Here is a 12455-nt window from a genome sequence, read left to right as displayed (position 1 = left end):
AAGCCGGAGTGAGGGCACACCGAGCCTAAGCGAGGTGCCGAGTGGTGGGGCAAGAGCGTTTTGCTTACTTTTGCGCTCTTCAAAAGTGAGCCGCTGTAAGAGCGGAACCATAAGCCGCCGTTACCGCAGCAACGGATATGCCCCCCAATCAAACCAGATGCAGATGGTTATCCCATAGCCCCGCCGGCAACTCCAGCGGCTTGCCCACCAACGGCACCTGCCGACAATCATAAAACCGGCAACGCCCCTGCCCGGAAGTCACCACAAACCCATCAGCCACCGCACCCACCCCGGCACAATCCGGCAATGGCCCGTCCAGCAGCAACTGCGCGCTGTCCATGTTCCAGATAAAGAACCGATTCCCCCGAGGCGCCGTCAACGCCACCAGCCGCAACTCACTGTGCACCGCTACGCTGGCCGTGTAATGCCCCATGGCCTGCAACTGCTCATCCGCCACCGGAAACGCCACAAACGCCTGCCCCGGCCGCTTGATCGCCAGCAACTCCGACCGCTCATGAGACGCCCCCATGAACTGCTGCCCCGCGAGGATCGTCCCGTCGCTGGCAATCCCCATATGCCGCACACTGTTCATCTGCTGGCTCAGGGTCTCCTTGCTCAACAGCGTCCCGTCGCGCTTCATCAGGACCAGGCTCGGCTCCATGGCATTCAGGTTCATCTCCACCCGGCTCTCCGCCTCGGTACGAATCCCGCCATTAGCCACCACCAGCGTCTCGCCATCAGGCATCCACGACACCTGATGCGGCCCAATCCCATGGGTAGAAATCTCCCCGGTGTGCACCAACCGCTCACCCTCGAACCGATACACCCCAAGCAAGCCACGGCCCGGATCAGACGTGTCGTTCTCCGTGGCATACAACCACTCGCCATCCTTGTGCACCACCGCATGCCCGTAAAAGTGGCGATAGGCCTTGGAGGTGATGGTTTGCAACAGCGCCCCGTCCCGCAAGTCGATCAGGTAACTCTCGGTGCCCGGCCGGCGGGCGACAAACAGCGCAATCGGCAGCGTCGGGTGGTTGATGATGTCGTGGCAGCGCTGGCCGACCTCGGTGGCAAATACCTGCTTGCCGTCCAGGCGAAAGCCGACGGCGTAGTGCCTGCCATCACTGTCATCCCGCGCCGAGAGCAGCAGCGGGCTTTTGCCCTTCTGCTTGAACAGCGTCCAGCCGCCCAAAGTGATCGCACTGAGCAGCACGCTGCCGAGGGCCAAAGCCTGTCGCCTGAGCATCATCAGTCACCGTCGTTGGCGTTAAAGCCCAGTTGGATGCCCAGCGCCTTGGCCAGCTCGCCTTCGTGCAGGCGGTGGACCACGTTGAGGCTGTCGTAGATATCGTTGAGTTGCTGGCGCCCGGCATCGTCGGCCAGCATTTCATTCAGCGTACGCTGGTTGCTGGCGAAGAGTTTCAGGGAGGCGGCATACGCGGCGTCGATCTTGTCAGCCAATGGCTTTTGATCGGCAGGCAACAAGCCGCGCAGGCCTTTGTTGTCGACGCCGACCCAGACGGTCTGGGCGGCAGCCAGGCTGGCTTCCAGGCTTTGCAGGGACGACTGGCTGCGCCACGCATCGGCCTGGAACGGTTGCGGGATGCCCTTGGTCTGGCGGCCCATCGGGGTGCCGAGTTTTTTCTTCAGGGTGTCCAGCGCAGTCACTTGAACCCGCAGCAGGTCGGCGATGGCTTCGTGGGAATCGGCGTAGCGCTGGTTAGGAAACTTGGTCATCTGCGCCAGCATGCCGTCGGTGCTGTTCCAGCTCGACAGGATTTCTTCGGCCAGCAGTTTCTGGCGCTCGCCGATGGCTACCAGCAACGGGCAGTAGCGAGCTTTTTGCGTCTCGTCCGCCAGATCGGTCTTGGCGTCGTAGAGGATGTATTCGTAGGCCGACAGGCCCTGCACCACGACGCTGGATTTGGCCAGGGCGGCGGCGTCGATCTGTGGTTGGGCGGTCACCAGTTGCTCGACTTGACGACCCACCAGGTTTTTCTTGTCCGGCCAGAACTGCACCTGCCACGAGCGGTTGCCCTCGGCCAGCGGGCCGATCAGCAGCGGTTGCAACTCGGCCCAGGCCTTTTGCGCGTGCAGGAAGTCGGCGCGGGCGGTCTCCAGGCTTTCCTTGCCCTGGCAGTAGGCCAGGGCGCTGACGGCCAGTTGGCGGTCGGCTTCAACCCAGCGGCTGTAGGTCGGCAGGATCACTTGCTTGGCGATGGCCGCCGAGGTCACCGCTTGCGGATCCTGGGGCGAGCACGCACCGAGGGCGAGGGCGGCCAGGCTGGTGAACAACAACTTGGGACGGAACATGTCGAGCTCCCTTCTGTAATTAGGACAAAGCTTATAAAGAATTCAGAAATGCCAGCAACGCGGCGCGCTGCTCGGCATTGAACGACAACACATGCTGCTGCGCCGCCTGGGCTTCACCGCCGTGCCACAGCACGGCCTCCATCAGGTTGCGGGCGCGGCCGTCATGCAAGAACTGGGTGTGGCCACTGACGGCTTGCGTCAGGCCAATGCCCCACAACGGCGGCGTGCGCCAGTCGCGGCCACAGGCTTTGAATTCGCTGCGGTTGTCGGCGAGGCCGTCGCCCATGTCGTGCAGCAGCAAGTCGCTGTAGGGGCGAATCACCTGGTTAGCCAATTCAGGTTCGGCGGCGGTGGGCGCCGTGGTGAATTGCGGGGTGTGGCAGCCCTGGCAACCGGCCTGGTAGAACAGGTTTTTCCCGGCCAGCACTTGCGGTGCGTTGACGTCGCGGCGGGCGGGGACGGCCAGGTTGCGGGTGTAGAACAGCACCAGGCGCAGGATGTTGTCGCTGACCTCAGGCTCGCCATCCGGGCCATTGCCGTTGGGCGCCTGTTTGCAGGCCACTTGTGCATCGGTGCAGTCATCGAACGGTCTCAGGGAGGTGGTCAGGCCCATATCACCAGAGAACGCGTGAACATTTTGTTGATTGAGGTTCGGTTGCCCGGCTTTCCAGCCAAATCGACCGAGTACGGTCTTGTGTTGCGCGTCGTCCCAGACCCAATTCGCCCGCCCGACAATGGCTTCCTTGTCGGCGGTTTTCGGGTCGGTGTTGCGCAGGATGTCGGCGTCGGGGATCGCTTCGAGCAGCCCCAGGCCGATCATCGGCGGTGCAACCCGCGCCGAGAAGCGCGTGTCGGGGTGCATCGGCCCATAACCGAGCTGGGTGATTTGCAGGGCAGGCTTGCGCAATTCGACCACGGTGCCGTCCTTGAAGCGGACGTTGACCGGCGTGTAGTCGACTCGCACCTTGCCCTCCGGGGCGACGCCGGGCACGGCCATGTCCTGCAATTGCCCACCGTAGACCGGTTCGGGGACTACACCCAGTTGCTCGATGACCTTCGCATAGGGCGGCGCATCGGGAATCGACAGGCGTACCAGCATCGACACCGCGTTGGGCGCATCGGGCAATGGCGGATGCCCACGGCCATCCTTGATATGGCAGTTCTGGCAGGCATTGGTATTGAACAGCGGCCCCAGCCCGTCGCGGGCAGTGGTGGTGGACGGGGCAATCACCCAGGGGCTGCGAAAGAAACTGTTGCCGACGCTGAAGTCCAGGCGCCGGGTGGGCGACAGGTTGGCCGAGGGCAGGGAGAAGGCGTTCTGGTCGGTCTTCCTCACCGTGGTCGCGCCACCGGCACGCGCTTCACCAGGCTCGGCCTTGGTGAATCGCGGGGCGTCATCGCAGGCACTCAGGCTCAAGGCCATCAACAGTGCAGACAGGCGAAGGGGCGAACGGGACATCAGTCTTCCTGAACGTAGGCTGAAAATAAGGCCGCAAAGTCTAACAGGGCAGGGCGGATTGAATAAGAGCAATTATCGTTTGGTGGTATCCGATTCATTCCCGCTAGAATGACCGCACATTTTTCTCTGGAGGTGGCCAATGCAGGCTCTCGACGCTTTGCTCAACCGTGTTTCCGTGCCGCGACTGCTGGACCCGGCACCGACCCAGGAGCAGCGCGACCTGCTGTTCGCCGCTGCCATGCGCGCGCCCGACCACGGCCAACTGCGCCCTTGGCGCTTCCTGACGGTGGAGGGTGCGGCACGTGAGCGCATGGGCACCCTGCTGGCCGAAGCCGCCCGCCTGCAGGACGCCGACGCGCCCCAGGCCGCGATCGACAAGGCGCAGAACGGCCCGCTGCGGGCGCCGTTGGTGGTGGTGGTGATTGCCCGCCTGCAAGAACATTTCAAAGTGCCAAAATCCGAGCAGCTGCTGGCGGCGGCCTGTGCGGCTCACGGGATTCTGCTGGCGGCGTACGCCCAGGGGATCGGCGCGGTGTGGCGCACCGGTGAGTTGTCGTACTCGGCCCATGTCGCCAAAGGCCTCGGGCTGAAGGCGGATGAGGAGGTGATTGGTTTCCTCTACCTGGGCACCCCACAAAACCCGCCGCGTACGGCCCCGAAAGAAGACCTCGCGCCGTTTGTGGCGGCCTGGACGGGTCAATAAGGCACCGCAACTATAATGTGGACGGGCTTGTGTGGGAGCGGGCTTGCTCGCGAATGCGGTGTGTCAGTCAATACATGTACCGACTGATCCACCGCGTTCGCGAGCAAGCCCGCTCCCACATTGGGTGTTCACTGGTTTCAAGCTCGGGTCAAACCCGAAACTGATCCATCAGCTTCATCTGCTGGCTGGCCAGGGCGTTGAGCTGGCTGCTGATGGCCGCCGATTCGGTGGCCTGGCCGGTCAGGGTTTCGGTCACTGTGCGGATTGCCGAGACGTTGCGGTTGACCTCCTCGGCCACCGCACTTTGCTGCTCGGCGGCGCTGGCGATTTGCAGGTTCATGTCGCTGATCACCGTTACCGCATCGCTGATCTTGCCCAGGGCCTGCACCGCCTGATGAATCTGCCCGGCGTTGTTCTGCGCCTGGGTCTGGCTCGAATGCATGGTCGCCACCACTCCACGGGTGCCAGTCTGGATGCGCTCGATCACCAGGCGAATCTCCTCCACCGAGTCCTGGGTACGCTTGGCCAGGTTGCGCACCTCGTCGGCCACCACCGCAAAACCGCGCCCGCTTTCCCCGGCTCGCGCCGCTTCAATCGCAGCGTTCAGGGCCAGCAGGTTGGTCTGTTCGGCAATGCTGCGGATCACTTCCAGTACCGAGCCGATCTGCTCGCTGTTCACCGCCAGGGCTTCGACTTCGGTCACGGCCTTGCTGACTTCTTCGGCCAGGGTGGTGATGTCGCGGGTGCTGCGTTCAATGATCTGCATGCCTTCGCGGGCTGACTGGTCGGCGCCGCGGGCCGCGCTGGCGGCGTTGGAGGCGCTGTTGGCCACGTCGTGGGCGGTGGCGCTCATTTCATTCGAGGCGGTGGCCACCTGGTCGATCTCACGGAACTGCACCTGCATGCCTTCGCTGGTCTGGCGCGCGATTGCCGAGGACTGGTCGGCGGTGCCACGGGCTTCGGTGATGCTTTGCTTGATCTGCGCGATGGTCGGCTGCAGCTTGTCGAGGAAGCGGTTGAACCAGTTCACCAGTTCCCCCAGTTCATCTTTTTTACCGTAGGCCAGGCGCTGGGTGAGGTCGCCGTCGCCGCTGGCGATTTCCTTGAGCATGGCGGCCACGCTGTTGATCGGCCGGGTCACGCCGGTGGCGGTCAGCCAGATCAGCAACAGGCCCAGCAGCCCGGCGGCTGCGCCTACCAGCAACGCCTTGACGGTGCCACTGGCCTGGGCCTTGTCGAGCACCGCCTGGAGTTTGAGCGAGTCTGCCAGCAGCACTTGTTTGGGCAGTTTGATCACCACGCCCCAGGATTTGGCGTCGGCAATCGGTTTGACCGGGTACACGGCGCGAATCGTGCCGTCTTCCTCGCGGATCTTGCGGGTATCGCTGGCCAGCAGTTGCACAATCTCTTTGCCTTCGGCACCGAGGGTGTCCACCAGGTTTTTGCCGACTTTGGCCGGCTCGCCGCTGTAGCCGGCGATCAAGCCGTTACCGGACAGTATTTCGAGAATTCCGGCGCCGTTGAACAGTTCTTTTTGCGCCGCATCGGTCGCCGCTTGCAGGGCATTGAGGGCGAGGTCCACACCGACCACGCCGATCACTTTGCCGTCGACCAGCAGCGGCAGGGAAATGGTGGTCATCAACACCGGCTTGCCGGCCACGGTGTCTTCATACGGGTCCAGCAGGCAGGTGTTTTTTGTGTCTCGTGGGCAGGTGTACCAGATGTTGTAGGGCGTGCCGCTGAGGTTGAGGGTGGTCTTGGTCAGGTCATCCTCGACCATCACGGTGTTCAGGCCTTCACCGCCGGCGCGGCTCCAGTAGCTGGAAAAGCGGCCTTTTTCGTTGGACACACGGGCGGCATCATTGACGAATTCACTGTCTTTGCCATCGAGGGCGTTGGGCTCGAACGACAGCCAGATGCCGAGCACCTTGGTGTTGCGGTCGAAGGCGGTTTTCAGGCTGTGGTTGAGTTCTTCACGCAGGGCCCCGGCATCCAACGAGCGCTTGCCGGCCAGAGTGCGCAGGTCCTTGATCTGGTCGGCCAGGGCCGTCACCACCAACAGGCTTTCACCGAAGGTTTTTTGCAGTTGCACCGCTTGCTCGGCGGCCTTGGCCTGCAGCAGGTTCTGCACACTGTCGGTGAGCATTCGCGAGCTTGAATCGCTGATGAGTTCGTCGTTCTGGTTGGTCTGGTACAGGTTCATGCCGACCACCAGGGCGATCACCCCCAGCAGGCACAGACCGGACAACAGCACGATTTTCAAGCGAATGGAGAGGGTGTCGAACATAGAAGTACCCGCGAATGGACTTATTAGTATGCAAGCTCACGCGAGTCCATTCGGCGCTATGCCCGGAACATCGGCTTGGGCCGGCAGTTCATGAGCGGGAGCCGATGAGCGGTAGTCAGGGTGTCAGGTGGGTTGCGGGAGACGTTCCGGTCGCGACCAGATCCACAGGTTGCCCATGCTCATTCCGGCGATGGCCAGGTAGATCGGCCAGCCGTGGTCGAGCATCACCAGCATCAGGCCGGCGCACAGCAGCATGCTCACGGTGGCGCTGACTTTGGCCCGGCGGGCGATGATCTTGCCATTGCGCCAATTGAACAGGATCGGCCCGAACAGCCGGTGGTTTTCCAGCCAGGCACTCAGGCGCGGCGAGCTTTTGGTGGCGGCCCAGGCGGCCAGCAGGATGAACTCGGTGGTGGGCAAGCCCGGTACCACAATCGCAATCAAGCCGATGCCCAGGCTGACGTAGGCCAGCAGGCCGAACAGGACGCGGGCGATTTTGGATGAGGATTGGGTTTTGCCGGTCATGGGTGCGGTTTGCATGGATGGATTTACGAAGGATTCAAAGTGAAACCGGATCAAAATGTGGGAGCGGGCTTGCTCGCGAATGCGGTGGTTCAGTCACCAGATATATTGACTGATCCACCGCATTCGCGAGCAAGCCCGCTCCCACATTTGATTGCATTCCAATCAGGGAATCAGGCCAGCTCAGGGGCGCTAGCGTACGCCTGTTCCAGCAACACGGTGAAGCGCACGAACGCATCAATCGCGCCTTTCTCCACTTCGGCTTCTTCTTCAGCGGTGAATTCCAGTGCGTCGAGGGTGCGGGTGAAGCGCTTCCAGCCTTCAGCGCGACCCCCCGCCGGCTCGCCCAGGTGACGGGCACCGAAGGTTTCGCTCAAACCCAGGCCCACGGCACGCTTGATCAGGAACGCGGCGCCCAGCTTGGAGCCTTCGGACACGAACAGCCAGCCCAGCGCTTCGGCCTTGCTCGGGTTTTTCACCGCGCCGGCCACCGGTGCCGGTACTTCGGTGTCCAGGTCGCCCAGGTCCAGCTTGGCCGCTTCGGCACGGCAGCGTTCGGCGAGGTCAGGGACGATCTTGATCAACTCTGCATCGTTGTACAGCGCCACCAGCTCCGACTGGAACAGGTATTGCGCGACCACGAAGCGGGCGAAGTTGGCCTGGGTTTCAAACGGTGCATGGGCCTTCACCAACGCATCGAGCTTGGTGTGCGGTTCGTTGGTGATCTGGTTCAGGCGCTGGGAGCGCAGGGCTGCACGTTCTGCGGTAGGGGAGGCGGTCATCGGGGAGTCCTTGAGAAGAGAAAGCGTCTGGTTGCCAGGCTGTTATGAACTAGACGAACCAGAAGACGCGTCACAGTAAAAAATCCTCACCCCGGCGCAGATTAAATCGCGCCGGGGTGAGGCTCCATGGATCAGATGTCCCAGATCAGATTGATCGCAAAGTTGCGGCCCGGCTGGGTCAGGCGGTCGAGGTTGGCCGGGCCGGTCACACCGGCTTCGCCGACGCTGTCGTAGCTGCGCACGTCATCCCAGTTCCAGTATTTCTTGTCCGTCAGGTTGTACAGGCCGCCGTTGATGGTCACGTCGTTGGTGACCTTGTAGAAGCCGGTCAGGTCGACGATGCCAAAACCCGGGGTCTTGAACGGGCCGTTGGCGCTGTTGCCGTCAGGGGCGAAGAAGGTGGTGCTGTCGACGCGGTCCTGTTTCTTGACCAGGGTCCAGCTGACCAGGGCACCGTAGTTCTGCTGGTCATAGCCCAGGCCGAACACGCCCTTGAGCGGGTTGACGCTGTTCAACGGTTCGCCGTTGTCGTCATTGCGCCCGTAGGTGTAGGCAATCGAGCCTTGGGTATACAGGCCCTGCGGTGCGCCGAATGCGTCGAGGCTCAAGCGGCCCTTGGCCTCCACGCCCTTGATGGTGGCGTGCTTGATGTTGTTGGCTTCGAACTGCTGGACGATGCCACCGGCAACCGAGGCATCTTCGTCGATGAAATCACGGTACTTGTTGTAGTACACCGCCACATCAAACGAGCCCGAGTCGAAGTTGCCGCGAATCCCGGTTTCGACGCCCCGGCTGCTTTCCGGCTTGAGGTCCGGGTTGGGTTCGACGGTGTAGCGCTGCTGCAGGTTTTCAAAGCGGCCATACAAGGCCTTGGCCGACGGGGTGCGATAGCCTTCGGCGTATTGGCCGAACCAGGTGTATTGCTCGGTCAGGGCGTAAGTCACGCCGAACTTGGGCGTTACACGGTGCCAGTTCTTTTCCGAATCGCTGTGGTCGTAGATGCGTGTCGGGTCAACGGTATTGAGGAATTCCTGGGTCAGCTTGGGTTTGAGCTGGATGTAGTCGTAGCGGACGCTGGGCAGGAAGGTCCACTTGTCCCAGGCAATCTGGTCCTGGGCAAACAGCGCGTAGGAGTTGATGGTCGGGTCGGGGAAGTCGCTGGCTTTTTTCACGCTGTCGGCGGCCGACGGGCTTGGTGCACCGATGGCGGTGCAGCCTGCGCCGACCGCCAGGCAGGTCGCGGCGCCCTCACGGGAACCGGTGACTTTCTGCTGCTTGAGGGTGGTGCCGTAGGTCACGACATGGTCGGTTTCGCCGATGCTGAAAGCCTTGTCCAACTGCGCGTCGAATACCCACTGCTTCTCTTCGTACAGGGTCTCGCGGGTGCGCAATACCTTGCGCGATGGCTGGTAGATTTCTGCGGTGGTCTGGTCGGTCTTGGCGATCTGGTAGTTGAGGCTGGTCTTGATGTGATCGGCAATCGGCGAGTCGAGGGCGAACTTGTTTTCGATGCCGAAGCGTTCGCGGGTGATGGTGTCGTTGCCCGTGCGGCCGCGGTAGAAGTTGAAGCCCTGGCCACCGACAAACGGGCCACCCACTGCGTTTTTCAGGTTGGTGTCGCGATCGTCCTTGAACTTCTCGTAGGTCAGGCCCAGGCGGTTCTCTTCGCCGTAGTTCCAGCCCAGTTTGGCCAGCACGTTGGTGGTGCGCGCATCTTCCGGGTTGGCGCCGGTGCGCGCCAGGCCGGTGGCGTTATTGCCGTCGTAGGATTCCATCTCGTGACCGTTGCGCTGGCTCAGGTGCAGCAAGCCGTCGAAGTCCTGCACGCGACCGGCGACGGTGCCGGAGGTCAGCCAGCTCTCGTCGGCGGAGCTGTAGCCGGTCTTCAGGCGCGCGCCGTAGTCCTGGCCGGGCTTGATGACGTCGTTGGGGTCGAGGGTGAAATAGCTCACCGCGCCGCCGATGGCGCTGCTGCCGTACAAGGCCGAGGCCGGGCCGCGCAGGATTTCCACGCGCTTGACGATTTCCGGGTCGACGTAGTTGCGGCGGGTCTTGGCGTAGGGGCCGTTGAAGAAGTTGTCCGGCACCTCGACGCCGTCCACCTGGGTCAGGATGCGGTCGCCGTCGATCCCGCGAATGTTGTAGCCGGCATTGCCGGAGCGGGTGCCGGCACCGCCCACCGAAACACCTGGCTCATAACGCACCAGTTCACGGATGGTGTTGACGTTCTGGCGGTCCAGTTCTTCGCGGTCGTGCACGGTCACGGTGCTGGGCACGCTGTCCACGGCCTGTTCCTGGCGGGTGGCACTGATGGTCATCTGTTGCAGGGTGATGGCGCCGACGGCGACGCGTTTTTCCAGCACGATGTTGTTGTTGCCCAGTTTGCGATAGCCCAGGTTGGTCCCCACCAACAGCCGGTCCAGGGCTTTATCCGCCGGCAATGAGCCGCGCACGCCAGGGGACGACACACCCTGGCCCAGCTCAGCGGGCAGGCCGACTTGCCAGCCGGTCACCGCGGTGAAGGCGTTCAGCGCCGAGACCAGAGATTGCTGCTCGATGCTGAAGCTGTAGTTGCCCTGGCTGCGGCTGGCAGGCTCGGCGGCGGTGGCGGCCATGACGGGCGCACCGGCCAACAGGATTGCGGCCGTCAGCAGCGACAAGCCGTGGCGGCGAACGGGCGAAGAGGACCGGCGGTTGAAACGAGACGACATCGAGAGCGCTCCGGAAGGTACGAATCTTATAGTTGCGCACTGAATCAAATAGGAATCAGTTGCATTGGCTATAACGAGACGTATCGTCGCTGGCTATCGAGTAAAAATAATTCTCATTTAGTTCAGGATCACCAGCGCCGGGTATTCCGAGAGCTTGGCCGAGGTGATGTGGGCCAGGGAGCGCACCACGTCGAGCGGCTGGTCGAGCCGGTAATTCCCGGTGACGGCCACGCTGGCGAGCCTGTCGTTGTTGTTGACGATCCAGCCGGGGTAGTAGCGACGCAATTCGGCCAGCACTTCGCTCATCGGGCAGTTTTCGAAGATCAGCCGGCCGTCGACCCAGGCCAGGTCCTTGGTGGTGTCGAGTTTGGCCGGTTGGCCGAAGCCCTTGGGCCCGATGCGGATACTTTCACCGGCGCTCAGGCGCACCCGCGCGTCGTCAAACGTGTTGCTCAGGTCGACATCACCACGCTGTACCTGAACCTGGGCTTCACCGTTCAAGTAGCGCACCGCGAAAGAGGTGTCCCTCACGCTGGCGCGCACCGGGCCGGCGTCGATTTCCAGGGGCAGGCCACGGCTGGGCAGCACTTCGAAAAACGCCTCGCCCTGATACAGGCGGGCGATGCGCTGGTGGTCCTTGATGCTGCTGGAGAAGGCTGAATTGGTGTTGAGCAACACTTTCGAGCCATCGTCCAGCTGCAGGCGCTGGCGCTCGCCCACTACGGTCAGATGGTCGGCCTGCAGGCGCATAGGCAGGTTGCTGAAGCTGAACAGGCCCAGCAGCAACACGGCGGCAGTGGCCAGGGGCTTCCAGTGCGGTTTGATACGGCGCCAGACGCTGGGTTTGCGTGGCGCATTCAGGGCGACGGCAGCGCTGTGAACGGGCGCTCCGCTCCAGGCAGTCTGGGCCTTGATGAAGGCTTCGGCGTTTAACGGGTCGTTGGCGAGCCAGGCTTCAAATTCCGCCTGCTGCCCGGGTTGCGGGCACTGCAAGGCGATCAGCCAGTCGAGGGCTTGGTCCATGGCCGCGTCTTGCAACACCTCATGAGCCAGCTCATGGGGGTGCCGTTTATTCGGTTCCGTCACGGTGTTCCTCGGGTCTTCGCCACGTTTTAATCAATAGTCCTACAGACTGTGCCGCCAAAGCTTAAGGGCGATCCAGTCTTTCGGCCACACCTATGCAGATGGCCATGATCAGTTTCAGTTCCTTCTGCACGGTGCTCAGGGACACGTCGAGCTTGTCGGCGATCTCCTGATAGCTGCAACCGTGCAGGCGGCTGAGGATGAATATCTGCTGCTGGCGGGCGCTCAACTGGCCGAGGCTGACACTCAGGTGCTCGAGCAATTGCTCGGCCTGTGTCGCGTCTTCGGGGGTGCTGACGGGGGAGGCGACGCTTTGCAGGACGTCCAGCGGGACATCTTCCTGCAGGGTGCGGGCCTGAATCCTGCGGGCGCGCAGGTGGTCCAGCGCCAGGTTGCGCGCCGTCTGGTAGACAAAGGGTTCGAGGTGGTCGATCGGCCGTTCGCTCAGGGCCCGGGTAACGCGCAGGTAGGTTTCCTGCAACAGGTCCTCGGCGGTGCTGTGGTTATTCACCATCCGCTGCAAGGTGCGCAGCAAAATCACCCGCTGGGTGAGGAAGACTTGGTTGAAACGAGATTGGCTCACAGTGATACCAGA

The 12455-nt window shown here is 62.6% G+C and carries 10 protein-coding genes and 1 pseudogene; 1 reads left to right on the top strand and 10 read right to left on the bottom strand.

All coding sequences use genetic code 11. The annotated features are described in order from the left end of the window. Positions 1 to 148 precede the first annotated feature (148 nt). Genes AC3WKX_RS16395 through AC3WKX_RS16385 form a run of 3 tightly spaced genes read right to left on the bottom strand, consistent with a single transcriptional unit; the run spans position 149 to position 3772 of the window. Positions 149 to 1246, bottom strand: a complete 1098-nt coding sequence (locus tag AC3WKX_RS16395) for a DUF1513 domain-containing protein (RefSeq protein ID WP_102606241.1) — start codon at positions 1244 to 1246, stop codon at positions 149 to 151. 2 nt (positions 1247 to 1248) lie between these two features. Beyond that, positions 1249 to 2313, bottom strand: coding sequence for an imelysin family protein (locus tag AC3WKX_RS16390; protein ID WP_102606236.1), 1065 nt, complete (start codon positions 2311 to 2313; stop codon positions 1249 to 1251). A gap of 31 nt (positions 2314 to 2344) precedes the next feature. Next, positions 2345 to 3772 carry a di-heme oxidoreductase family protein gene (locus AC3WKX_RS16385; protein WP_102606237.1) on the bottom strand — a complete coding sequence of 476 codons (1428 nt, stop codon included), beginning with the start codon at positions 3770 to 3772 and terminating at the stop codon, positions 2345 to 2347. 139 nt (positions 3773 to 3911) lie between these two features. Here AC3WKX_RS16385 and AC3WKX_RS16380 point away from each other — a divergent pair, with 139 nt between their 5' ends. Continuing rightward, positions 3912 to 4475 (top strand): NAD(P)H nitroreductase, encoded by a 564-nt coding sequence (locus AC3WKX_RS16380; protein WP_003214103.1) that lies wholly within the window; start codon positions 3912 to 3914, stop codon positions 4473 to 4475. Between the two features lie 148 nt (positions 4476 to 4623). Here AC3WKX_RS16380 and AC3WKX_RS16375 read toward each other — a convergent pair whose 3' ends face one another. The 7 genes and pseudogenes from AC3WKX_RS16375 to AC3WKX_RS16345 all read right to left on the bottom strand — a co-directional run bounded on the left by AC3WKX_RS16375 (position 4624) and on the right by AC3WKX_RS16345 (position 12443). Continuing rightward, positions 4624 to 5379, bottom strand: coding sequence for a methyl-accepting chemotaxis protein (locus AC3WKX_RS16375; protein WP_371103562.1), 756 nt, complete (start codon positions 5377 to 5379; stop codon positions 4624 to 4626). A gap of 102 nt (positions 5380 to 5481) precedes the next feature. Then, a pseudogene (locus tag AC3WKX_RS16370) lies at positions 5482 to 6621 on the bottom strand (methyl-accepting chemotaxis protein); the annotation flags it as partial. Between the two features lie 264 nt (positions 6622 to 6885). Next, complete coding sequence (locus AC3WKX_RS16365; protein ID WP_008435511.1) at positions 6886 to 7287, bottom strand: YbaN family protein; 402 nt, start codon at positions 7285 to 7287, stop codon at positions 6886 to 6888. Between the two features lie 170 nt (positions 7288 to 7457). Beyond that, entirely contained in the window at positions 7458 to 8066 is a 609-nt protein-coding gene (locus AC3WKX_RS16360; RefSeq protein WP_003214109.1) for a biliverdin-producing heme oxygenase, read from the bottom strand. A 131-nt stretch (positions 8067 to 8197) separates the two neighbouring features. Next, positions 8198 to 10777 carry a TonB-dependent receptor gene (locus AC3WKX_RS16355; protein ID WP_102606239.1) on the bottom strand — a complete coding sequence of 860 codons (2580 nt, stop codon included), beginning with the start codon at positions 10775 to 10777 and terminating at the stop codon, positions 8198 to 8200. Between the two features lie 117 nt (positions 10778 to 10894). Beyond that, entirely contained in the window at positions 10895 to 11863 is a 969-nt protein-coding gene (locus tag AC3WKX_RS16350) for a FecR family protein (protein WP_102606240.1), read from the bottom strand. A 61-nt stretch (positions 11864 to 11924) separates the two neighbouring features. Continuing rightward, positions 11925 to 12443: an RNA polymerase sigma factor gene (locus AC3WKX_RS16345; RefSeq protein ID WP_003214115.1), complete on the bottom strand. Its 519-nt coding sequence runs from the start codon at positions 12441 to 12443 to the stop codon at positions 11925 to 11927. Positions 12444 to 12455: the final 12 nt, after the last annotated feature.

Source organism: Pseudomonas sp. GP01-A4 (genome assembly GCF_058780865.1).
Note: the sequence above shows the minus strand (reverse complement) of the source record. Positions and strands in the feature narration are given on the sequence as shown.